The organism is Jannaschia maritima (assembly GCF_030973515.1).
In the GTDB taxonomy this organism is placed as follows: domain Bacteria; phylum Pseudomonadota; class Alphaproteobacteria; order Rhodobacterales; family Rhodobacteraceae; genus Jannaschia; species Jannaschia maritima.
Map to the genome: position 1 here is coordinate 58,654 of NZ_JARGZA010000002.1, position 22,376 is coordinate 81,029.

General features: G+C 70.5%; 23 protein-coding genes. 5 read left to right on the forward strand and 18 right to left on the reverse strand.

Features of this window, described 5'->3' with window-relative positions:
- Positions 1 to 7 precede the first annotated feature (7 nt).
- The 7 genes from P0084_RS01920 to P0084_RS01950 all read right to left on the reverse strand — a co-directional run bounded on the left by P0084_RS01920 (position 8) and on the right by P0084_RS01950 (position 5,931).
- Complete coding sequence (locus P0084_RS01920; RefSeq protein ID WP_308915304.1) at positions 8 to 262, reverse strand: glutathione S-transferase C-terminal domain-containing protein; 255 nt, start codon at positions 260 to 262, stop codon at positions 8 to 10.
- 6 nt (positions 263 to 268) lie between these two features.
- Positions 269 to 649: a glutathione S-transferase gene (locus tag P0084_RS01925; protein ID WP_308915110.1), complete on the reverse strand. Its 381-nt coding sequence runs from the start codon at positions 647 to 649 to the stop codon at positions 269 to 271.
- 4 nt (positions 650 to 653) lie between these two features.
- Positions 654 to 1,160, reverse strand: a complete 507-nt coding sequence (locus tag P0084_RS01930) for a sarcosine oxidase subunit gamma (RefSeq protein ID WP_308915111.1) — start codon at positions 1,158 to 1,160, stop codon at positions 654 to 656.
- Complete coding sequence (locus tag P0084_RS01935; RefSeq protein ID WP_308915112.1) at positions 1,153 to 4,083, reverse strand: sarcosine oxidase subunit alpha family protein; 2,931 nt, start codon at positions 4,081 to 4,083, stop codon at positions 1,153 to 1,155. The genes P0084_RS01930 and P0084_RS01935 overlap by 8 nt, the downstream gene beginning before the upstream one ends.
- Entirely contained in the window at positions 4,080 to 4,382 is a 303-nt protein-coding gene (locus P0084_RS01940) for a sarcosine oxidase subunit delta (protein ID WP_308915113.1), read from the reverse strand. Before P0084_RS01940 ends, P0084_RS01935 begins: the two co-directional genes overlap by 4 nt.
- A gap of 27 nt (positions 4,383 to 4,409) precedes the next feature.
- Positions 4,410 to 4,592, reverse strand: coding sequence for a hypothetical protein (locus P0084_RS01945; protein WP_308915114.1), 183 nt, complete (start codon positions 4,590 to 4,592; stop codon positions 4,410 to 4,412).
- A gap of 94 nt (positions 4,593 to 4,686) precedes the next feature.
- A complete protein-coding gene (locus tag P0084_RS01950) occupies positions 4,687 to 5,931 on the reverse strand; it encodes a sarcosine oxidase subunit beta family protein (RefSeq protein WP_308915115.1) in 1,245 nt (414 codons plus the stop codon).
- A 200-nt stretch (positions 5,932 to 6,131) separates the two neighbouring features.
- Between P0084_RS01950 and ccmI the strand changes: the two genes are divergently transcribed.
- The 3 genes from ccmI to P0084_RS01965 are packed head-to-tail and all read left to right on the forward strand — an operon-like array spanning position 6,132 to position 8,055.
- Positions 6,132 to 7,346: a c-type cytochrome biogenesis protein CcmI gene (ccmI, locus tag P0084_RS01955; RefSeq protein WP_308915116.1), complete on the forward strand. Its 1,215-nt coding sequence runs from the start codon at positions 6,132 to 6,134 to the stop codon at positions 7,344 to 7,346.
- Positions 7,343 to 7,819, forward strand: coding sequence for a Holliday junction resolvase RuvX (ruvX, locus tag P0084_RS01960; protein ID WP_308915117.1), 477 nt, complete (start codon positions 7,343 to 7,345; stop codon positions 7,817 to 7,819). Before ccmI ends, ruvX begins: the two co-directional genes overlap by 4 nt.
- Complete coding sequence (locus P0084_RS01965; RefSeq protein ID WP_308915118.1) at positions 7,816 to 8,055, forward strand: DUF1289 domain-containing protein; 240 nt, start codon at positions 7,816 to 7,818, stop codon at positions 8,053 to 8,055. Before ruvX ends, P0084_RS01965 begins: the two co-directional genes overlap by 4 nt.
- Here P0084_RS01965 and dusA read toward each other — a convergent pair.
- The 4 genes from dusA to P0084_RS01985 form a co-directional block, all read right to left on the reverse strand.
- Complete coding sequence (gene dusA / locus P0084_RS01970) at positions 8,052 to 9,050, reverse strand: tRNA dihydrouridine(20/20a) synthase DusA (protein ID WP_308915119.1); 999 nt, start codon at positions 9,048 to 9,050, stop codon at positions 8,052 to 8,054. The genes P0084_RS01965 and dusA overlap by 4 nt on opposite strands.
- A 33-nt stretch (positions 9,051 to 9,083) precedes the next feature.
- A complete protein-coding gene (locus tag P0084_RS01975; protein ID WP_308915120.1) occupies positions 9,084 to 9,494 on the reverse strand; it encodes a GlcG/HbpS family heme-binding protein in 411 nt (136 codons plus the stop codon).
- Complete coding sequence (locus tag P0084_RS01980; protein ID WP_308915121.1) at positions 9,491 to 10,420, reverse strand: SMP-30/gluconolactonase/LRE family protein; 930 nt, start codon at positions 10,418 to 10,420, stop codon at positions 9,491 to 9,493. Before P0084_RS01980 ends, P0084_RS01975 begins: the two co-directional genes overlap by 4 nt.
- Positions 10,421 to 10,492: 72 nt before the next feature.
- Complete coding sequence (locus P0084_RS01985) at positions 10,493 to 10,864, reverse strand: hypothetical protein (RefSeq protein WP_308915122.1); 372 nt, start codon at positions 10,862 to 10,864, stop codon at positions 10,493 to 10,495.
- A 363-nt stretch (positions 10,865 to 11,227) separates the two neighbouring features.
- On the opposite strand from P0084_RS01985, the gene P0084_RS01990 reads away from it, so the two are divergent.
- On the forward strand, positions 11,228 to 11,680 hold the full coding sequence (locus P0084_RS01990; protein ID WP_308915123.1) for a rhodanese-like domain-containing protein: 453 nt from the start codon (positions 11,228 to 11,230) through the stop codon (positions 11,678 to 11,680).
- Positions 11,677 to 12,507 carry a CE1 family esterase gene (locus P0084_RS01995; protein ID WP_308915124.1) on the forward strand — a complete coding sequence of 277 codons (831 nt, stop codon included), beginning with the start codon at positions 11,677 to 11,679 and terminating at the stop codon, positions 12,505 to 12,507. Before P0084_RS01990 ends, P0084_RS01995 begins: the two co-directional genes overlap by 4 nt.
- Before the next feature lie 290 nt (positions 12,508 to 12,797).
- Here P0084_RS01995 and mdoH read toward each other — a convergent pair whose 3' ends face one another.
- The 7 genes from mdoH to P0084_RS02030 all read right to left on the reverse strand — a co-directional run bounded on the left by mdoH (position 12,798) and on the right by P0084_RS02030 (position 22,295).
- The gene (gene mdoH / locus P0084_RS02000; RefSeq protein WP_308915125.1) at positions 12,798 to 14,624 is read right to left on the reverse strand and encodes a glucans biosynthesis glucosyltransferase MdoH; all 1,827 of its coding nucleotides are present in this window, start codon (positions 14,622 to 14,624) and stop codon (positions 12,798 to 12,800) included.
- A complete protein-coding gene (locus tag P0084_RS02005) occupies positions 14,621 to 16,156 on the reverse strand; it encodes an OpgD/OpgG family glucan biosynthesis protein (protein WP_308915126.1) in 1,536 nt (511 codons plus the stop codon). The genes mdoH and P0084_RS02005 overlap by 4 nt, the downstream gene beginning before the upstream one ends.
- The gene (locus P0084_RS02010; RefSeq protein ID WP_308915127.1) at positions 16,153 to 17,439 is read right to left on the reverse strand and encodes an OpgC family protein; all 1,287 of its coding nucleotides are present in this window, start codon (positions 17,437 to 17,439) and stop codon (positions 16,153 to 16,155) included. The genes P0084_RS02005 and P0084_RS02010 overlap by 4 nt, the downstream gene beginning before the upstream one ends.
- Before the next feature lie 50 nt (positions 17,440 to 17,489).
- Entirely contained in the window at positions 17,490 to 18,851 is a 1,362-nt protein-coding gene (locus P0084_RS02015; protein WP_308915128.1) for a tetratricopeptide repeat protein, read from the reverse strand.
- A 183-nt stretch (positions 18,852 to 19,034) separates the two neighbouring features.
- Complete coding sequence (locus tag P0084_RS02020) at positions 19,035 to 20,237, reverse strand: CaiB/BaiF CoA transferase family protein (RefSeq protein WP_308915129.1); 1,203 nt, start codon at positions 20,235 to 20,237, stop codon at positions 19,035 to 19,037.
- Positions 20,221 to 21,819 (reverse strand): thiamine pyrophosphate-binding protein, encoded by a 1,599-nt coding sequence (locus P0084_RS02025; protein ID WP_308915130.1) that lies wholly within the window; start codon positions 21,817 to 21,819, stop codon positions 20,221 to 20,223. The genes P0084_RS02020 and P0084_RS02025 overlap by 17 nt, the downstream gene beginning before the upstream one ends.
- Entirely contained in the window at positions 21,816 to 22,295 is a 480-nt protein-coding gene (locus P0084_RS02030; RefSeq protein WP_308915131.1) for a DUF302 domain-containing protein, read from the reverse strand. The genes P0084_RS02025 and P0084_RS02030 overlap by 4 nt, the downstream gene beginning before the upstream one ends.
- Positions 22,296 to 22,376 lie beyond the last annotated feature (81 nt).

Below are 22,376 nucleotides of genomic sequence, written 5' to 3' on the forward strand. Positions count from 1 at the left end.
GGGCCAGTCAGACGGCGCGCAACTCGTCGTAGGACACCATCACGTGGTCGCGATAGGCCGGACGCTCGGTTAAGCGGCGGTAGTACGCGGCAACGTTCGGCAGATCGGGGCGCTCGATGTCCATGTCGTGATACCGGAACAGGACGTGGCCCAGCACGATGTCCGCGACGGTCAGCGCGTCGCCGGCCAGATACGGTCGATCGGACAGACGGTCGTCGGCGATGCGCAGCAACCCGGTCAGACGCGCCATCGCCGCCCGGATGGCGGGCTAGTCGCGCGCCGCCGGCGCGGTGCGCACGACCCGCCAGAAGATCGGCACCGTGAACGCCTGCGCCACCTCGACCTTGGCCCATTCGGCCCACCGATCCACGTCGCTGCGTCGTCCCAAGTCGCCCGGCCAGAACGGCGTCCCCAACGCGTGCCGGTTCGCGAGGTAGCGAAGGATCGCCGCCGATTCCCACAGCGTGACGTTGCCGTCGCGCAGGACCGGAACGGTCCGGTTGGGGTTCATCGCGACGAACTCGGGCGTATCGGTCCCGCCGTGCCGCCCGCCGACATCGTGCCGCGTGACGGGCAGACCGAGTTCGGCGATGGCCCACATCACGGCCTGGACGTTGGACGACGTCGCCCGACCCCAGACCGTCAACACCCGGTCATGTCCCCGCCACGGCGGAGGCGGCGGCGTTGCGCAGCAACGCATCGGCGTAAGCAGCGACCGATCGGAAGCACACGACGCGCCAGCCACGACCCTCGCACCAGCACGTGGCGGGGATCTGCGCCATGCGCGTGCGCCGCACCTCCGCGGGCTGCATCCGGGCGAAATCGACCGGCATCAGCTTGGTCAGCACGCCCGCCGCGTCCAAGCCGGTCACGTCGAACGCGGCACGGGCATCGGATACGTCCACCACGGTCGCGAACGCGCCGGTCAGGCGTTCCTCCAGACGGTGCGCCAGGTCCGCCGTCCGCTCGACCGGGCACACGACCATGATCTCGTCGGGGGACATCCAGTTGGCGCGAAGGCCGCCCTGCGCCTCCGACATCCGCTGGTCGGGCGCGGCCAGCGCGCAGACCTCGCCCAGGGCGGGGCCCAGCACGTCCATCGCGCCGCGCAGGGTCAGCATCCCCATGCCCGTCACGCGCTCGACACGGGCGTCAGGCATCCTGCTTCTCCCCATCCGGGTCGTAGAAGACGGGGGACACGATCTCCGCGTCGATCGTCTTGCCGCGCGATCCGGTGAAGAACAGCACCTGCCCCATCCGATCGGGCCCGCGGCGCACCAGACCCATCGCGATCCCATGCCCCAGCGTGGGCGAACGATAGGTCGACGTCACCCGCCCCTGGACCTTGCGCTGACCGTTCTCGTTCCTACCCTCGTCCAAAGCATAGGCACCATCGGGCAGGACGGACCCGTCCAACGTGCGCAGGCCGACCAGCTTCCAGCGGTCCGGATCGGTCATGTGCGTGCGCTGCTGACCGCGCTTGCCAAGGAAGTCGTCCTTCTTCTTGCTGATCGCCCAGTCCAGGCCCAAATCCTGCGGGATGATCGTTCCATCGGTCTCGTCCCCAATCATCACGAACCCCTTCTCGGCCCGCATGACGTGCAGCGCCTCCGTGCCATAGGGGGTGATCCCCAGGTCCGCGCCTGCCGCGGCGATCGCGTCCCACAGCTCGAGACCGTGGTTCGCGGGGACCGCGATCTCGTAGGACAGCTCGCCGGAGAAGCTGATGCGGAACACCCGCACCGGAATGCCCGCCAACGTGCCCGCGCTCCATCGCATGAACGGCAACGTGTCCCGCGACACGTCCATGCCGCCCAGCCGTTCCAGCACCGTGCGGGCCTTCGGTCCGACCACGGCGATCTGCGCAAACTGCTCCGTCAGGTCGACGACGTGCACCTGCCAGTCGAACCACTCGGTCTGAAGCCAATCCTCCATCCATCCATGGATGCGCTCGGCCCCGCCCGTGGTGGTGTGGCACAGCCAGACGTCGTCGGACAGGCGCGCGACCACGCCATCGTCGATCAGGAACCCGTTCTCGTCGCACATCAGGCCATAGCGACAGCGCCCGACGCCCAGATTCGACATCATGTTGGTATAGAGCATGTCCACGAAACGTCCCGCGTCCGGCCCGCTGACACGCAGCTTGCCCAAGGTGGAGGCGTCGAGCATGCCTACCCCGTTCCGCGTGGCCGCGATCTCGCGCGCCACGGCATCGGCGTGAGATTCCTTGCCCTGTGGGAAGCAATACGGCCGACGCCACCGTCCCACCGGTTCCCAGAAGGCGCCTGCCTGTTCGTGGCGTTCGTGCATCGGCGTCCTGCGCAGCGGCTGGAACAGTTCGCCCGCCGCCTCGCCCGCAAGGGCGCCCAGGGTGACGGGGGTCCAGGGCGGCCGGAACGTCGTCGTCCCGGTCTGCGGGATCGGCTGGCCCAGCGCGTCCGACAGGATCGCCAGGCCATTGATGTTCGACAACTTGCCCTGATCGGTCGCCATGCCGAGCGTGGTGTACCGCTTCGCATGCTCGACGCTTTCGAACCCCTCCTGGGCGGCGAGGCGGACGTCGCTGACCTTCACGTCGTTCTGGAAGTCCAGGAACGACTTGGCCCGCAGCGCATGGGGGGCGCCTTCGGGCATCTGCCAGACAGGCAGGATCGGGGCCGTCGCATGCTGCGCGACGTCGACCGCCAACCCCGCGAGCGTCAGGTCGCCGGAAGCGGCACCCGTGGTCGTGACGAACCCTGTCCCGTCGGCGCCGAGGGGCGGGCGGTCCGCGTCTGGGACGAACATCGCACGGCCCGCGTCCCATTGCAGCTTGCCGCCGCAATGCGACCACAAATGCACGACGGGGGACCAGCCGCCCGACATGGCGACCGCATCGCACTCGATCGTCTGCAGCACCTCGCCCTCGCCCGACTGCGCACAGGTCGCGACGCCGGTCACGGTCTTGCCGCCCAGGACCTTCGCCACGCCTCGTCCCATCTGGATGTCCACGCCCCGCTCGGCCACCCGGCGGGACAGTGCGCCATCCGCCTTCGGGCGGGCGTCCAGGATGGCGCGGACCTCCAGGCCCGCATTCAGAAGGGTCAGCGCGGTCCGATACGCGTCGTCGTTGTTCGTGACGATCACCGTACGCTCGCCCGGCGACACGCCCCAGTTCACGACATAGTCCCGCACGGCGGAGGCGAGCATCACGCCGGGAACGTCGTTGCCCGCGAACGACAGGGGGCGCTCCAGCGCGCCGGTGGCCACGACCACGCGCCCCGCCCGCACCCGCCACAGCCGTTCGCGCGGGCCGTCGCCATCCAGACGCTCGTTCAGCAGCACATAGCCGTGGTCATAGACCCCGGCCGCCTGACAGGACGGAATGCAGGTGACGTTTTCCGATGCATCGAGGGTTCGAAGTGCATCCCTGACCCAATCCTCGGCGGCTTGCCCTTCGACTACGTCGCCATCGACCGGGGCGCGGCCGCCCCAATGCGCGTTCTGTTCCACCAGGATCACGCGGTCGCCCCGATCGGCCGCGTCCTTCGCCGCGGCCAGACCCGCGATCCCGCCACCCACGACCAGGGTGTCGCAGAACGCATACGTCGTCTCGTAGGTGTCGGCGTCCGGTTCGCTCGGCGCTTCGCCAAGACCGGCGGCGCGGCGGATGAACGGCTCGAACACGTGCTTCCAGAACGGCCGCGGCGATAGGAACGTCTTGTAGTAGAACCCTGCCGGCAGCCCCTTGGCCATCCAATCGTTGACGATGCCCACATCCGTGTCCAGCGACGGCCAGGCGTTCTGCGATCGGCAGACCAGCCGATCGCGGGCAGGTTCCGTCGTCGCGCGGACGTTCGGCGTGAAGCGCCCGCCCTCCCCCACGCCGAGCAGCGCGTTCGGCTCCTCCGGCCCGGAAGCTACGACGGACCGGGGCCGGTGGTACTTGAAGCTGCGTCCCAGCAGCCGGTGCCCGTTCGCGAGAATGGCGGAGGCCAGCGTGTCCCCCTCGAACGCGCGGACGTAATAGGCGTCGAACCGCATCCCCAGCGGCCGCGCGCGGTTCAGCAGTCGGCCGCCCCGCTCCAACCGACGGGTGGTCATGTCGCGCCCTCCATCCGATCGCGTATCTCCGGCGGGCAATCGCCGCGCTGCGCGGGATAGGTGCCGAAGACCTGCATCGTCGCGGTGTCGCGGGCGGCGATGAACCACTTTCCGCAGCCATAGGCGTGGCGCCACCGTTCCAGCGTCGGCCCCTTGAGGTTCGGACGCAGGAATAGGTACTCCTCGAAGGAATCGTCGTCGCTGCCCGGACCGTGGCGCGTCAGATGCGCCTCGCCGCCGGGCGAAAGCTCCGTTTCCTCGACGGTCAGGTCGCAATGAGGACAGTGCAGGCTCAGCATGGCGTCACCGCCATGCGGATGCGGGCGTCAGTTGGCCAGCGCAGATTTCGTGACGGTGACGGCGGGCGCGTCGATGCGCACCTGGGGCGCGCCATAGAGCGACAGGTCCAGCGGACCGGCAAGGACGAGATAGAGGACGACCACCACCGCCACGCTGAACCCGCCGAGCAGGAAGTTGAGGCCTTGGGGACGGGAATGACCTTTGCGCATCGCGAGAAATCCAGGGAGCGTTTCAATGCTGTAACGGGTAGCACGGAGACACCGTTCCGCCTAGCCGCATTCTGGGCAATGCGTGAACACGTCATCAATGCGCGACCCCCGCAGCGACGGACTCGTCGATGAACCGCCCTTCCCGGAACCGGTCCAATCCGAAGGCCGCGCACAGTGGCGATGCGCCCGTCGCCATCAGTTCCGCAAACCCGAAGCCGGAGCCCGGGATCGCCTTGAACCCGCCCGTGCCCCAGCCGCAGTTGATGAACACGCCGTCGACCGGCGTCTTCGACAGGATAGGGGATCGGTCGCCGGTCACGTCCACGATACCGCCCCATTGGCGCAGCATCTTCAACCGCGACAGGATGGGGAACGTCTCGACCAGGGCACGGACCGTCTCCTCCACGTGGTGGAAGCTGCCGCGTTGCGTGTATCCCGCATATCCGTCCGTGCCGCCGCCGATCACCATCTCGCCCTTGTCGGACTGCGACAGGTAGCCGTGCACGGTGTTGGCCATCACCACGATGTCCATGCACGGCTTGATCGGCTCGCTGACCAGCGCCTGTAGCGGGACAGATTCCAACGGCAGCCGGAAGCCGGCCATGTCCGCAAGCACGGACGAATGGCCGGCCGCGACCAGCCCCAGCTTGCCACAGGCGATCCGCCCGCGGGTCGTGTTCACCGCCTGGACGCCGCCCGGACCGGTCTCGATGCCGGTGACCTCGGTGCTCTGCAGGATGTGCATGCCCATGTCGCTGCACGCCCGGGCATAGCCCCAGGCCACCGCGTCGTGCCGCGCCGTGCCGCCCCGCGACTGCCAGAGCCCCCCGAGCACCGGATAGCGGGGGCCTTCGATGTTCATGATCGGGCACAGCTCCTTGACGCGCCCGGGCCCGATCCACTCGGTCCGCACGCCTTGCAGCCCGTTGGCGTGGGCCGTGCGCTGATAGCCGCGCACCTCGTGATGGGTCTGCGCCAGCATCAGGACGCCGCGGGGGCTGAACATCACGTTGTAGTTCAAGTCCTGGCTCAACGTCTCGTAGAGTGAGCGCGCCTTCTCGTAGATCGCCGCCGAAGGGTCCTGCAGATAGTTCGAGCGGATGATCGTCGTGTTCCGCCCGGTGTTGCCGCCGCCCAGCCAGCCCTTCTCGACCACGGCCACGTCCGTGATCCCGTGGTTCTTCCCCAAGTAATACGCCGTCGCCAGCCCGTGCCCGCCCGCGCCGACGATCACCACGTCGTAGCGGTCGCGCGGCTCCACCCGCGCCCAGGCCCGGGGCCAGCCGGTATGGTCGCGCATCGCTTCCCGCGCGATGGCGAAAACGGAATGGCGTCGCATGTCGCCCCTTCTCCCAACGTGTCGAGCCGCGTCTGGCATGGCGGGCCGCCCCGCGGTTGCGCCCGCAGCGGCACGCCGACGGTCGTTCCCGACACCGGCTCCGGCGGCATAGATGCCCGCACGGTCACGTCCTCGCAAGGGGGGGTTGGGGCCGCCGCCCGGTCTGATAGGGAGGGCGCCGGACATCGGGGAGGGGCGGCATGGCGTTCTGGATCGTGGCGGCGTCGCTGACGGCGGCTTGCATCGCGCTGTTGTGGCAGGCCGTGCGCACCCCGCCCGCGGGGCACGCGCCCGACGTCGATGTATACCGCGACCAGCTGCGCGAGCTGGACCGCGACCGCGACCGCGGCACCCTGCCCGACGCGGAGGCGGAGGCCGCGCGCATCGAGGTGGCCCGCCGACTGCTGGCGGCGGACCGCAACGCGGCCGCAGGCGCGGCGCGGACCCGTGGCAATCGGACGCTGGCGGGCCTGCTGACCGCGTTCTGCGTCGCGGCAGTCGCGGGCGCCACGTACTGGACCATCGGGGCGCCCGGCTATCCCGACATGCCCCTGGCCACTCGCATCGACGCGATCGAGGCCGCCCGCGCCGCCCGCCCGGGCCAGGCCGTGGCCCAGGCGGAGGTGCCCGACCTGCCCGTCCCCGACGACGCCGACCCCCAGACCCTCGCCATGGTGGAGCGCCTGCGCGAGGTGCTGGCCGTGCGGCCCGACGACCTGGAGGGCTGGACGCTGGCTGCCCGGTTCGAAGCCGCGCTGGGCCAGCACGAGGCCGCTTGGCGTGCGCAGGACCGGGTCGTCGCGCTCAAGGGCGACGGCGCGACCGCGGCGGACTTCGCCGCGCTAGCCGAAGGGATGATCCTGGCGGCGGGGGGCTACGTCTCGCCCGAAGCGGAACGCGCCCTGGCCGCGGCCTTGGAACGCGACCCCGGCGAGGGGCTCGCCCGCTACTATGTCGGGCTGATGTACGCGCAGGGCGGACGGCCCGACCTGGCTTGGCCCCTCTGGCGGCGCCTGATCGGCGACAGCGAGCCCGACGCCCCCTGGCTGCCCGCCATCTACGATCAGATCGAGCGCGTGTCCTTCCTCGCCGGCGACGTCACCCCCCTCGACGAGCTGCCCCGCCCCCGCGGCCCCACGGCGGAGGACATCGACGCCATGTCCGACCTGGGACTGGAGGAGCGGATGGACATGATCGCGGGCATGGTCGACGGCCTGTCGGCGCGTCTGGCGACCGAAGGGGGCCCGCCGTCGGACTGGGCGCGGCTTATCACGTCCTATGGCGTGCTGGGCAACGCGAACGCCGCGCTGGCTATCTACGACGAAGCACGGCGCGTCTTCGCCGACAGCCCCGCCGCTCTGGACACCTTGTTCCGCGCCGCCGAACAGGCGGGCGTGGCGGGTGCGGGAGAATGATCCACCCGGCCTTCGACGCCTTCGCGGCCGCCCTGCCCCCGACCGGCCCGCTGATGGGGCTGGACCTGGGGACCAAAACGATCGGAGTTGCCGTCTCGGACGGGCTGCGTGGCGTGGGCACGCCGATCACCACCGTTCGTCGGCGCAAGTTCACGGCGGACGCCGACGTCCTTCGGGCGCTGATCGACGACCGGGACATCGTCGGCCTCGTGCTGGGCCTGCCCCTGAACATGGACGGCAGCGAAGGCCCGCGCATCCAGTCGACGCACGCCTTCGCCCGCAACCTGTCCCACCGCATCCCCCTGCCGATCGGGTATTGGGACGAACGCCTGTCCACCGTCGCCGCCGAGCGCGCGCTCCTGGAAGCCGACACCTCCCGCCGCCGCCGGGCGCAGGTGATCGACGCCGTCGCCGCGGGCTACATCCTGCAGGGGGCCCTGGACCGCCTGCGCGTGATCCGGGCCGAGGCATGATCGACGACGTCTGGTCCCGGGACGAGGTCGACAGCCCCTGCGTGAAGCTATGCCAGATCCACCCGGCCACCCGGCTCTGTATCGGGTGCCGGCGGTCGATGGACGAGATCGGCGCTTGGTCCCGCATGACCCCCGCCGCGCGCAGGGCGGTGATGGCGGACCTGCCCGGTCGCGTCGCGGAACCCGCCGTCCGACGCGGCGGACGGGCAAGGCGGCGCGACGGCGCAAGCGGCTAAGCCGCGGCCGACACCACCCCGTCCAATGCGTCCCGCAAGACCTCCACGCCGGCGCCGGGTCGGTTGGCCCGCTCCGACAGGACCCGCCGCCAATGCCGCGCGCCGGGCCGTCCGGCGAACAGGCCCATCATGTGGCGGGTCACGTGCGCCAGCCTGCCGCCACGGGCCAGATGCCCCTCGATATGCGGAACCATCGCCAAAGCCGCGGCGACCGGGTCGCCGCACGAATCCTCCACGCCCCAGATCGCCGAATCCGCGCGCAGCAGGATGCCCGCGGGATCGTGATAGGCGGCCCGCCCGATCATCACGCCGTCCACCGCGCGCAGGTGGGACAGGGCCGCGTCCAAACTCGCGATCCCGCCGTTGACCGACAGGTGCATATCGGGGAACCGGTCCTTCATCGCATGGACCAGCCCGTGATCGAGCGGCGGCACGTCGCGGTTCTCCTTGGGCGACAGGCCTTGCAGCCACGCCATCCGCGCATGCACGATGGCCCGTCGCACGCCCGCATCCCCCATCCGGCGCAGAAAGTCCGGCAGCACGTCGCCCGGGACCTGGTCGTCCACCCCTATGCGGCACTTGACCGTGACCGGAACCCCGTCCGTGGCATCGATCATCGCCTCCACGCAGTGCGCGACCAGCGCGGGATCCTTCATCAGCACCGCCCCGAAACAGCCCGACTGCACGCGATCCGACGGGCAGCCGACGTTCAGGTTCACCTCCGCATAGCCTTGGGCCACCCCCATCGCGGTGGCCTCCGCCAACTCCGCCGGATCGGACCCCCCCAACTGCAACGCGACGGGATGTTCCGCCGCGTCGAAGCCCAACAGATGCTTCGCGCCGCCCCGCACCAAAGCCGCCGACGTCACCATTTCGGTGTACAGCAACACCTGTCGCGACAGCACGCGATGGAAGGCTCGGCAGTGACGGTCGGTCCAGTCCATCATCGGGGCCACCGACAGGCGGGCGTGATCTTGAAGGGCGAGGCGGGTCATGGCGCGCGATCTAGTCGCTCCGCCGCCGGCCCGCTACCCCAGGGCGGCCAGGGCCGCGCGGGCGACGGCGACGTCCTCGTCTGGCGCGCCCGATCCGACGCCGATCCCGCCAAGCAGGACGCCGTCCACCCGGATCGGCAACCCCCCCGCCAGACCCGTCACCGCGCCGCTGGTCGCCGCGGCGATCGCGGGGCGGACCGCCTCGGGCACCTCCGCCGACGGCGCGCCGATGCTCGCTGCGGTACGCGCCTTCGCCAGCGCGCTGTCCATCGAAAGCACCTTGGCCCCGTCCATCCGCACCTGCCCCACCACGACGGCGGAGGCATCGACCACCACCACGCATTGCGGCACACCCATCGCGTCCGCAGCCTCGACCGCGGCCTCCAGCATCGCCATCGCGCCGCGATGCGTCAGCCGCAGGGTCGGGGCGACATAGTCCGTCACGCCAGAGGGTCCGCGCCGTTCACGTTCAGGAACGCCGAGTACAGCGACGTCGTCCCGCATACGAACAGGCGGTTCAGCTTGGGCCCGCCGAAGCATACGTTGGCCACGATCTCCGGGATGCGGATCCGTCCGATCAGCTCGCCGTCCCCGTTCAGGCAATGCACCCCGTCCTGCGCCGACGACCAGATGCGACCGTCGCGATCGCAGCGGAACCCGTCGAACAGCCCCGCGCTGCATTCGGCGAACACCTCGCCCCCCGAAAGGCGACCGTCTTCGCCCACGCGATGACGGCGGATGTGGCGCGGGCCGTCGGGTTCGTGCGTGGCGCCCGTATCGGCGATGTACAGGATCGTCTCGTCGGGCGAGAAGGCCAGCCCGTTGGGCTTCAGGTAATCGTCGGCCGCCACCGTGACCTCGCCCGTGGCAGGATCGACGCGGTACACGCGGCAGGCGTCCTGCTCGGGTTCGGCCCGGTCCCCTTCGTAGTCGAACAGGATCCCATAGGTCGGGTCGGTGAACCAGATGGACCCGTCGGACTTCACCACCACGTCGTTGGGGCTGTTCAGCCGCTTGCCGTCGTAGCGGTCCGCGATGACCGTGAGGGACCCGTCGTGCTCCGTGCGGGTGACGCGGCGGGCCTGATGCTCGCAGGTGACCAGCCGCCCCTGCCGGTCGACCGTGTTCCCGTTCGAGTTCCGCGACGGATGCCGGAACGTGCTGACGGATCCGTCCGTCTCGTCCCAGCGCAGCATCCGGTCGTTGGGAATGTCGGACCAGATCAGGTATCGGCCCGCAGCGAACCAGGCGGGGCCTTCCGACCAGCGCGCGCCCGTCCACAGGCGTTCGACCCGGGCATGTCCGATCAGCAGCCCCTCGAACTCCGGCGCGAAGGCGTCGAACCCCGTCCCCTCGATCGCTCCGAACATGCGCGCCCTCCCCTTCGCGTACTGGCCAGCCGGACTAAGGACCAGCGAAGGGCGGCGCGCAAGGCGCCGGGGTTAGAACAGCTCCACCCCGCGAATGATGGGCCGGGTCGGACGCCGGTCCGCCTCGTCGGGCAGGGACCGGACCGGAACGACCGTCAACGTCCCGGTCGCGGGCGCGAACCGGCAACGGCGGGCGGTGAAGCCGCCGACATCCGTCGTGTCCAGCGGGATCCCCTCCCGCTGCAGGACGGCCAGGACATAGTCCGCCAGATCGTGCCCCACCTTCCGCCGTCCGGCGATCACATGCGCCCCGCCGACCACGTGCGCGCGCAGGCCCGTTCGCTGGGCGCCCAGCTTCATCAGCGCGTTGAACAGTCGCTCGTAGTCGTTCAGCGGCACGGCGGCCCCCAACCGCGTCAGATCGGCATGTACGGTATGCGTCATGCCGCCCACCCGCGCGCCCCGATCGAACAGGCAGATCGACACGCACGACCCCAGGAGCGCGCGAAGCTCCCCGACCTCCGGGCCGCAAGCGACCACTTCGTCCTGCCGGACGTGCCGGGACCGGGACGTCCCGCCACATCCACCGGGTAGGGGAGATCGGAATGAATTCAGATCGTTCGGCAAATGTCACACGCCCCACGTTCGCCAAACGTAGCTGGGTCATAAAGGTGAAGATCCCGCTAAGGTCGATCGTGACGCCTGCGACGGTGGCGGGCCGGGGGACCCGAACCCTCACCCGGAATTGAGTTGGCCCGCCCCGCCCGGCGGCTTACGCTCAGCGGGTGCACCGGAGGATACGACGCCATGCCCCTGCCCGATCCGTCCCGCCGGGCGATTCTGACCGCTGGTGCCGCCGCGATCCTCGCGGGCGGGGCCGGCTGGGCCGCGTGGTCGCGCGACCGGTTCGACGGCGGTGCGATGACGCCGCGGGAGGCGATGGACGCCGCGCGGGTTGGGACGATCACGCTGATCGACATCCGTCGCCCCGACGAATGGGCCCGCACCGGCATCCCGGAGGGCGGGCACGGCATCGACATGCGGCGCGACGATTTCGCCGAAGCGCTGCTGGACCTGACGGGCGGCGACCGGACGGCGCCAGTGGCCCTGATCTGCGCGCGGGGCGTGCGGTCGGACCGCATGAGCGCGCGGCTGGCGGAGGCCGGGTTCACGGCGATCGTCGACGTCCCCGAGGGCATGCTGGGCTCGGCGGCGGGACCGGGCTGGGTCGCGCGCGGCCTTCCCGTGGTGCGCCCGTGATCCGCGCGGCACTGGTCTCCCTGCTGCTCTCCGCGACCGCCGCATCCGCTTGCGCGCGGGGCGAGGATCCGTGCGCCGTGGATCTGGGCACCTATCGCGTCGCCGTGCCGGATGGGGCCGCGCCGGCCGGCGGACGTTCCGCGATCCTGTTCCTCCACGGCTTCGGCGGTTCGGGCAACGGCACGCTGGGAATGTCCGGGACCGTGCGCGCGATCACCGACCGCGGCTATGCCGTCCTCGCCCCCGATGGCCTGCCCCGGACGGAGGGCGGTCCCCGAAGCTGGGCGTTCCTTCCCCCCGACCAGCGCCCCGCCGCGCGCGACGAGGGGGCGTTCTTCGATCAGGTCGTGACGGATGCCGCCGACCGGCACGGGGTCGATCCGGGCCGGGTGATGCTTGCCGGCTTCTCGGCGGGGGGCTTCATGGTGAGCTACCTCGCCTGCGCGGATCCGAGCGCCTTCCCCGCCTATGCCCCCGTCGCGGGCGGCTTCTGGCGCCCCCACCCGGCCTCCTGCGCGGGACCGGTCAAGCTGCTCCACACCCACGGGTTCCGCGATTCGACGGTGCCGCTCGAAGGACGCCCCTTGCGGGACGGCGAATGGTTGCAGGGCGACATCTTCGAGGGGTTGGCTATCTGGCGTGCAGCCAATGGCTGCGCCTGGCCCGACCCGTCCGGCTATGCTCGGGACGACACCTATCAGCGCCGGCGCTGGGATTGCGGCGATGGCGCGGCGCTGGAATTCGCGCTTCACGACGGCGGCCATGGGATCCCGCCCGGCTGGGCCGACATGGCGCTGGACTGGTTCGAGATGGTGGTCCCGGACTGACGGTCCCGCCGGCGGTCTCGCTGCGGTGCGGCGAAAATATCTCGTGGGGCGTGCCGAAGGCGGGTGCCGTCGGGGATGAGTGTGTCGTCGAGCGGCGTTGCGTGCAAGCCCCGTGCATGGCCGACGATCCGGCGTCGGAAACGACCTTACGGGCAGGCGCAGCGGGTCGCGGAGGGCGCGGCGGATGGGCGTGTGATGGGGGGGCGACTGGCGTGCGACGGCGGCGCGACCCGGCCGGCGGCACGTGTCTGCTATGCGTCTGCTGCGCGTCTGCCCGGCGTCGGACGGATTCACTTGGCCGGCCCCGGTACCAGTGCCTCGCGCATCTCGGCCCGCCACCGCGCGGCTCGGCTGGCGACCAGGGGGACGCGGACCTCCTGTGGGGTGGGCAGCACGGACATGACCTGACCGGACAGGGCCGAGAGCGGCACCGCCATCGCCAGGCTTCCGGCGATGGGCAGCAGCCAGGGCGACACGTAGCCCGCCGCCATGCCGCCGAACAGAAGGACGCCCAGCACGGTCTCGGGCGCATGGAAGCGCAGGAGGACCCACAGGGGCCGCCGACCGCCCTCGCGGGCCTGCGGCGTCCAGTCCTGCCGCCGCCCCGTGACGGTCGCCAGGACGGCGATGGTCTGCTGCACCATCAGGATGGGCGCATAGGCGACCGAGATCACGACCTCCAGGGACAGCGAGCGGGCGAACCGGCCCCATCCGCCCAGATGCGCCACCGGCGTCCCCGCCGCCACCAGGGCGGCCGCGCCGATCAGCTTGGGCGCCAAGAGCAGGCCGTAGAGGGCGGCCATCAGCCACACGTGATCGACCGGCGACATCTCGGGCCAGTTGGGGGTCAGGGGGTTGTCGGGCGAGAAGTAGTTGATGACCGACCGCTCCGCGTCGACCCCGATCAGCGTCCACAGGACGAGCAGCGCGAACCAGAGCGGCGACAGCAGGTAGCCGACCGCGCCGTGGAACAGGTGGAACCGCGACAGGGCGTGGAAGCCCCGCGTGCCCAGAAGGCCCAGGTGCTGAAGGTTGCCGCGGCACCAGCGGCGATCGCGGATGCAGTGGTCGATCAGCGTCGGCGGCGTTTCCTCGAACGAGCCCCGGATGCGGGGCAGGAAGCGAACGGTCCAGCCGGCCCGCCGCAGGAGGCCCGCCTCCACGAAGTCGTGGGACAGGATCAGCCCGCCGCCGCGCAGGTGCGGCAGGCCCGCGCTCGTCGCGAAGGCCCGCGTGCGGATGATGGCGTTGTGCCCCCAGTAATTTCCCTCGCGCCCCGTCCAGCGGGCCAATCCCTCCGCGAGGGCCGCACCATAGATCGCGTTGCTGAACTGCTGCGCGCGGGCGAACAAGGTACGGGCGCCGATCAGTTGCGGGAACGATTGGATCAACCCCGCCGACGGGTCGCGCGACAGGGCATCGGCCAAGTCCCGCACCGCGCGCGCCGCCATCAGGCTGTCCGCGTCCAGCACGAGCATCGCGTCGTGCGCCCCACCCCAGCGCGCGACCCAGTCCGACAGGTTACCGACCTTGCGGTCGGTGTTCACCGCACGTCTGCGATAATGGATCCGGGCGTCCGGCAGGCGCGTGCGAAGCGCTTCGAACGCCGCCCTCTCCTGCACGGCGAGGTCCGCACGGCGGGTGTCCGACAGGACATAGAGCGTATAACGATGGGGTTGCGGCAGCCGCCCCAGGGCTTCCAACATCGCGCCGGCATTGCCGAAGACATCGGCGGGCGCTTCCTCGTGGACGGGGATCAGCAGGGCGACGTCGAGGCCGCGCACGGTCCCCTCCGTCCCCATGGTGCGGCGCTGCATGGACAGCGCACCGCCGAGGACGGTGACGAAGGTCAGCGCGATCCAGAAGAACCCCAAACCGATCAGCACGGCCAGCGCGGCTTCGGCCCAGGTCGTCCCGTCGGTGGCGAACCACGACAGGAATCCCCACAGGAGCAGCCCGGTGCCGAGGGCGGCGGGGGTGAACGTCCAGGCCCGCCAAAGCGCCGCATCCGCGTCCACGCCACCGCCGGGGGCCGCGCGATCGGCGAAGGCGCGGCGCAGATCCTGCCTCGGATGGGACAGCGGCGCCTCCGGCGGCATCGCGCCGGCGACGGTCACGTCCGCGTCCATCGATACAGCCACACTTCGGTCAGCGTTCGTCCGTTCCGAAGCAACTGCGCCCGCAACTCGACGCCGTCGCGGTCCTCCGGGTCGAAGGTGAAAGTCAAACGGGCGCCGCCAGTCTCCGGGTTCGGTTGCAGGATGCCGCCCGACGTGGGCACCCCGCGATTGCCCGCGACGAAGATCGTCACGTCCTCCAGATCGCCGGACAGATCGGGATGAGCCGCGAAGTCCACGGCGGCGACCAGGGCATCGCGCGCGAAGTTGTCCCCGATATGCGTGTCCAGAACGGCCGAAACGGCTGATGGGCGCGGCATGGCCGCCCGGCCCCCGTCGAACCACGTCATCCGATAGGAGAACCGATGCTCCGTCCCCGCCGCCAGCGGGTCGCGTGGACGCCAATAGGCGACGACGTTGTCGTAGATTTCCTGGTCGGACGGGATCTCGACCAGGCGCACGACGCCGTCGCCCCAGTCTCCGCGTGGTTCTATCCACAGCGACGGGCGTTCGTGGTACAGCGCCTCCAGGTCGGCGAAGTCGGACAGCCGGTCGGCGCGCTGCATCAGGCCGAAGCCGCGGGGGTCGCGGTCCACGAAGCTGCTGACCTGAAGGGTCACGGGGTTCGCCAGGGGACGCCACAACGCCTCGCCCGCGCCGTTCCAGATGGCGAGGCCGTCGCTGTCGTGTATGGCGGGGCGGAAGTCCCGGAACCGCCAGCGGTTCGTCTGATCGTAGAGGAACATGGACGTCAACGGCGCGATGCCCACATGGTCGAGGTCGACACGCGGGAACAAGGTCGCGTCGACGTCCATGACGCAGGCGTCGCCCGAACCGATCACGAAGCGGAACGCCCCCGCGACGGACGGCCCGTCGAGCAGCGCGTGCATCGTCACGGTCGCGTCGCCGGGCCGCGGCTCCTCCACCCAGAACCGGACGAAGTCGGGAAATTCCTCCCCCTCCGGGTCGCCCGTGCGCAATGCAAGACCGCGTGCCGACAACCCATAGGTCAGGCCCCGTCCGATCGCCCGGAAGTAGCTGGCGCCCTGGAAGACCGCGAACTCGCGGAAGATGCCCGCCTCGCCCATCTCCGTGCGCAGGCGAAGGCCGGAATAGCCCATGGTCTCGTCGATTGGCAGATCGGGCGCGCGGTCCGTCTTGTCGAACAGGTCGTAGTCGAAGGCGAGCCTGTGGGCGGTGCCGTCACGCACCACGTCCACCTCCACCGCGCGGGGGAAGTAGAGGCCCGGATGGAACAGGTCCATCCGGAAGGGCAGGTCCGTGCCCTGCCACACCGCCTTGTTCGTGTTGAACCAGATCTTGCGGTATTGGTCATAGGTGAGGTCCCGCCATGCCTGCGGCACCGTCGGGCGGTCCTGGAACGGCCGCGCCGCCGACATCGCGGCCAGGTCGCGGACCGTGTCCGGACCGAACGGTTCCGACGACAGGAAGCGCGGCATCGCGGCACGACCGGGTGCGGCGCCGGTTAGCGCCACGGCCGTGGTCGCGAGGAGGAACCGCCGGCGGTTCACGGACGCCTCGCGCGCCAGGGCTGGGACTTGAACCAGCCCGCGACGTAGGCGCAGGCCACCAGAAGGCCGAAGCCAGTCAGGTTCACCAGGGCCCAGGTGAAGCCGTTGCGTCCGATCACGTCGAGGATCCATCCGTTCACGCGCGCCAGGAACATCGAGAAGATGAACACGGCCAGCGATTGCTGTCCGACCTTAAGGACGATGGGCACCAGACCATTCCAGCCGCTTGCGACCATGCCGTGTCCGGCGGCGACCAACCGCCGCCCGCCGTCGCCCGCAGCCAGCCAGCACAGATAGGCCAGCGCAAGGAAATGGACGTAGTGCAGGATGCCGAAGTCGGATTTGTCGAACCAGCCGCGATTCGCTTCCCGGAAGTCCAGGACTGGGTTGCAGCGGCCCCATCCGGTCTCGGTGCAACCGGTCGCGGCAATGTAGGCATCACGCAGCCATTCGTTCTGGAACAGCCGGAACCCCATGTTGGATCCGAGGAAGGACAGGATCACGACCGCCGCGGCCAGTCCGATCAGCCAGCCCCGCGCGGGCGGTGCGGGAATCCAGCCCTTCATGAAGGCGAAGCCGGTGAAGAAGATCAACTGCCAGCCAAAGGGGTTGAAGAACCACTGGCGGTCGGACCAGGGCTCCGCCGGCAGGGACAGGTGCAGGTGCGGCACGCCCAGCCATTCGAGCAGCGCGCCCTGCGCGAACAGCCAGACCGTCACAGACGTCGCCGCCAGAAGGGGCACGGAGATGCGGCCCAGCACGATCACCAGCGGCATCATCAGGAGCACGCCCATATACATGGGCAGGATGTCGAAGTAGTTCGGCACGTAGGTCAGCGACATCAGGCCCAGAAGCTGGGGGGCGGGGTCCGACAGCACCCGCGACAGGTTCAGGCCGCCGACATAGGACTTGTCCGGGTGCCAGCCCGTGCTGTCCCAGAAGGTCACCAGCGTCAGGATCGCCAGGAACAGGCAGATATGCGCCCAGTATATCTGCCACACGCGGAAGCCCACGCGCGCGGTCCCCATGAGCCAGCCCATCCGGTCGAAGCTGCGCCCGAAGGCGATGGCCGATGCCATGCCCGAGCAGAACACGAAGATCTCCGTCGCGTCGGAGAAGCCCCAGCGCGCGGGGATCCAGCGCGTCCATTCGTTTCCCGGCGTGTGGGCCAGCAGGATGATGAACATCGCGATGCCGCGGAAGAAGTCCAGGCGCAGGTCGCGGGACGCCACACCCGCCGTCGCGGTCGTGGGGGACGCGGCCGCCGTGGCGGTCACCGGCATCTGGGACGTGGTGGAGACCATTGGCGGCGGACCCTCGAACCCATGGGGTTCTAGGCCCGTACCTCCAGAACGCAAGACGCTTGCCGCGCCTGCGCGATCATCCGCTGCCGCGCCGCGGCATACCCGTCCTCGTGACCACCCCGCCGCCGGGTCCGATCCCCCAGCAGGGCCGCCGCCGCATCCAGTCGTCCGGCGCGCAGCCCCGCATCGATGGTCAGCCGCTCGAACACGTCGCGTTGCGCATGGCTGCCGCCCGCGCCCTGCATGTGCGGACGCGCGGCAGACAGATGATCGAAGGCACGGCCGTATTCGCCTTCGCCGAACGCGGCCAGGCCCGAGGCCGCGGACAGTCCGGGATCGGCCATCAGGCGTTCCGTCTGGTTGCTCGACCGCATCGCGTCCCGGTGCAAACGGCCCAACATGTGGGTCACGGCGGCATCGCGTCCGTCGTTCGTCAGGGCCAACAGGTAGTGGAGGTCCGCGAAGATCAGGCAGCCGTCTTCCGTCCGCGCCTCCGACAGGTCGGCGAGCTCGCGCCACCGGTCGCCGACATCGACCCCTTCTCCCTGCAGGCGGGACAGCAACGACGCCGCATTCGAGATGTCGCGGTAATCGTCCGTCCGTTCCGCGCGAACCGCCGTGTCGTAAAGGTCGAGCGCTTCCGCCAGACGACCCAGGTCCAGCAGCATCAGGGCCTTGTGCCACCAGACGTGGAAGCGGAAGTTGTTGCAATGGGCCCACGCGTCCTCCCGCCCCTCCAGCCAAGCCAGCCCGCCCGCGGCGTCGCCGGTCATGTCGTGGACATGGGTGATCGCGTGCAGGCCCCAAGCGTCGTCGGGCGCCAGGGTCAGGGCGGCGCGGCCCGCCAATCGGGCGGCCGCGTAGTCGCCCGTCTCCTCCAGGGCGAAGGCATGGCACCCCAGCAGATAGCCGCGCCCGGCATGGTCCGCTCCGTGGGCGGGCATCACCCGTTCCACCGACCGTCGCATGCCCGCGCCGTCGCCGATCACGAAGCGCAGCGCATGGCCGAGCTTCATCACGAGCGTATCGCCCGGCGCGTGGCGCAGGACGCCCTCCAACGACGCGACGCCGGCGGCGATCTCGCCGGCCAGGACGTGACCCAGCGCCGCCGTGATGGCCCGTTCGCGACCGTTCGCCGCCTCCCCCAGGGCACGGGCGCGGTGATGGGCGGTCCGGGCCTCGGCCATCAACTCGCGCCGCCCGAGCAGGGCATAGAACAGGCCCTTCACCGCATGGGCACCCGCATGGTCCGGGGCCGCGTCCAGCACGCGTCCCAGATGCTTCGGCGTCGTCGCGCCGTGGGCCAGGAAGGCCAGGCACATCGCGTTCCAATGGCCGGCCGCGGCGGCGTCGGGAAGGCTGACGGGCTGGTCGAAGACGTCGTGGCGCATCTGGATCGCTCCGGGTCGGTGCGGCGGACCGGGGGACACGCTCCGCCTTCGTCCCCGTGTTAACGGACCCTCCACGCCCCGCCTACGGCCCGGCGGGCGGTCTGACGCAAAGGTGAGGTTCCGTCATGTGGCCCTGGCGCGGGTCCGCGGACGCGGCGCACCCCCCACGGCGGAAGCCTGCCGTCAATCGTCGCCGAACGGGTCGTCGCGGTCGAGGCGGTCCGCGTCCGCCCCGAAACGCGGGGGCGGATGACGGTAGGTGACGGGCGTGGCGGACAGGTGCAGCGGATTGCCGATCAGCGGCAGGGTCAGCGGCTCCCGCTCGCCGGGCGTGTCCATGTCGAGGACCATGCCGCGTGCCCGGGCCTGGGGGCTGGCGAACACCTCCGGCAGGGTCTGGACGGGGCCGACCGGCACCCCGGCCCCTTCCAGGCCGCTCAACACGGCGTCGGTCGTCATGGCGGCCAGGGCCGGCTCCAGGATCGCGGCCAACGCGGACCGGTTCCGGATGCGCAAGGGGTTCGTCGCGAAGCGGGGATCGTCCGGCAGCGCGTCCTTTCCGATCACGCGGCAGAAGCGGCGGAACTGGCCGTCGTTTCCGACCGCAACGATGACGTGCCCGTCGGCGGTGGCATAGACGCCGTAGGGGACGATGTTCGGATGGTCGTTGCCGCGGCGGAGCGGCGCCCAACCCGACAGCCGCGTGTTCACCCCCTCGTTTATGGTCCAGGCGATCTGGCTGTCCACCAGGGCCACGTCGATCTGCTGTCCCTGCCCCGTCGCCTCCGCGTGGCGCAGCGCGGCGAGGATGCCCACGCAGGCGTACATGCCGCACATCACGTCCGCGATGCCGACGCCGACCTTCATCGGTGCCCCGTCCGGTTCGCCCGTGATGGACATGATCCCGCCATAGCCCTGCGCCATCAGATCATAGCCGGGGCGGTGCGCGTTGGGCCCGGTCTGACCGAACCCGGAGATGGAGCAATAGACGAGCGCCGGGTTGACCCCGCGCAGGTCGTTCCATCCCAGCCCGTACCGCGCCAAGCCGCCCGGCTTGAAGTTCTCGACCACCACGTCGGCCAGGGCGGCGAGATGCCGGACCGCGTCCTGTCCCGCCCCGGTCGCGATATTGATCGGAACGGACCGCTTGTTGCGGTTGGCAGACAGGAAATAGGCAGACAGGTCCGTTTGATCGTCCCCGTCCATCACGTAGGGCGGACCCCATTGGCGCGTGTCGTCGCCCCCCGTGGCCGGGTTCTCGACCTTGAGGACGGACGCCCCCAGATCGCCCAGGAGTTGCGTGCAGGTCGGCCCGGCCAGGATGCGGGACAGGTCCAGCACGTTGACCCCGCGCAGCGGCCCGTGCGGTTCAGATGCGTCCGTCATAGGCCCCCGCCTCGATCTCGGCCGCGATCAGGGTGAAGCGGTCCGCCACCAGCGCCGCCTCCATCGCGGCACGCAGCGCGTCCGCGTCCCGAACCGTGACCCCGTGGCCGCCGAACCCTTCGGCGATCTTCGCATAGCCGTGGCTGGCGAAGGACACGCCGGCCTGCCGCATCTGCCGCCCCCGCTGCTTCAGCTCGATCAACGCCAGGCTCTCGTCGACGAAGACGACGAAGACGACCGGCAGTCCGAGCGCCGCGGCGGAGGCCAGCTCGCCCGCGACCATCAGGAAGCCGGCATCGCCCATGAAGCCCACGACCGGGCGATGGGGGGCGGCGCGCTTCGCGCCGACCGCAAGTGGCAACGCGCAGCCCATCGTGCACAGGCCGGAGGACTGAAGCAGCGTCCGCGGCCCGTCGCAGGTCCACATCTGCGACAGCAATATCCGGTGCGCACCCGAATCGACCGTGGCGATGGTGCCGGGGGGGCATGCGCCGCGGCACGTGGCGATCACCGCGCCGGGTCCCCATGTTTCGGACGCAAAGGCGGCGCGCAGGGCATCCCGCACGCGCGCGGGCGCGTCGTCCGCCCAGACCGCGCGGGACGCGACCCCACCCAGCGCATCCAGCGCGTCGTCGATGGGGGCCACGACCTCCATCGTCGCGCGGTGCATCCCGTGGACGTTCGGCGCGTGGACGATGTCGAGGACGTTCTGCCGATCCGCGTCCCAGACGTTCCGCCACCCGGTCCGCATCTCGATCGGGTCGTACCCGGCCAGCAGTATCAGATCCGCGCGTTCGAACAGGGGCAGCAGATGCCCGTCTGCCAACGGCGACAGCCCCGCGCCGCCCAGGCACAGCGGATGCCCCTCGTCCACGATGCCCTTCGCCTTGTAGGTCGTCACCAAGGGAATGCCGTGCCGTTCGCACAGCCCCAGGATGGCGGCGCCCGCATCGTCCCGCACCGCGTCCAGGCCGGCGAGCATGATCGGACGGTCCGCCGCCGCCAGCCATTCGCGGGCGGTCGCGACGGCCTGCGCGCCGATGGCCCCCGGCGCGGTCGCGGGCTGCGGGGGCGCGTCGAGGGCGGGGGCGTCCGCCACGGAGATCGGCACGTCGATGAGGACCGGTCCCGCCCGCCCGGCCCGCGCGATGCGAACCGCCTTGTCGGCCTGGACGGCGGCGGCCCCGGCGTCGAGGGTGAAGGTCGCCTTCGTGATGGGCGCGAACACGGCCCTGTGGTCGAGGACCTGGTGGGTATAGGTTTCCGCGTCCCCGGCATCGACGCAGCCGGTCAGCACGATCATCGGCACGCGGTCCTGCTCGGCGTTGGCCACGACGTTCACCCCGTTCATGGCACCTGGCCCGACGGTCGCGACCAGGATCGCGGGGGCGCCGTCGACGTGGTGGCCCCCTTCCCCCATGAAGCCGCCCGCGTTCTCGTGGTGGCACAGGACGAATTCGATCCCCGCGCCGACCAGGGCGTCCACGACGGTCAGCACCTCGCCCCCCGGCATCCCATAGGCGCGGCGGCACCCTGCGGCATGAAGGCGGCGGGCGACGACGTCGGCGGCGCGCAGGGTCATCGCGCCACCTCCACCGCGATCGCCGTGAAGGCCGCGTCGAGGTCGGCTCCGATCGCCTGCACGGTCCCGGGGTCGGACGCGTCGGACGCATAGGGTGCCAGCACGACGGATGGCGGTTCATAGGACAGCGTCGCGGTGCCGTCCGCGTTCTCCGTGACGTAGACCCGCATCGGCGCCTCCGACATGGCGGGCGTGGATGCCTGCAGCAGCCGGACGGCCAAGTCGTTGTTGAACAGCCCCAGGACGCGGTTGCCCGGTATGGCGATGCCGCGCCGTGCCGCGGCCCCCGTCGGTCCCGCCTGCGTCACCACCGCGAGGCCGTTCGCCGCCGCCGCATCGCGGATTGCGGCGACAAGCCCGTCGAACGGCATCGCCGTCCGCGTCACCACCCAACCGTCGCGGGGCATCATGTCGGCCACGTCCTGCGCGGCGGCCGGCAGGGCCGTGGCAACCATCAAGGCCAGGGTTCGGATCATGGGCATCGCCTTCGTCGGTATCGTCGATCGGGTCACCATGGCGGACCGTCACGTGCAAGTCACGTCCGCGCCAGCCGATGC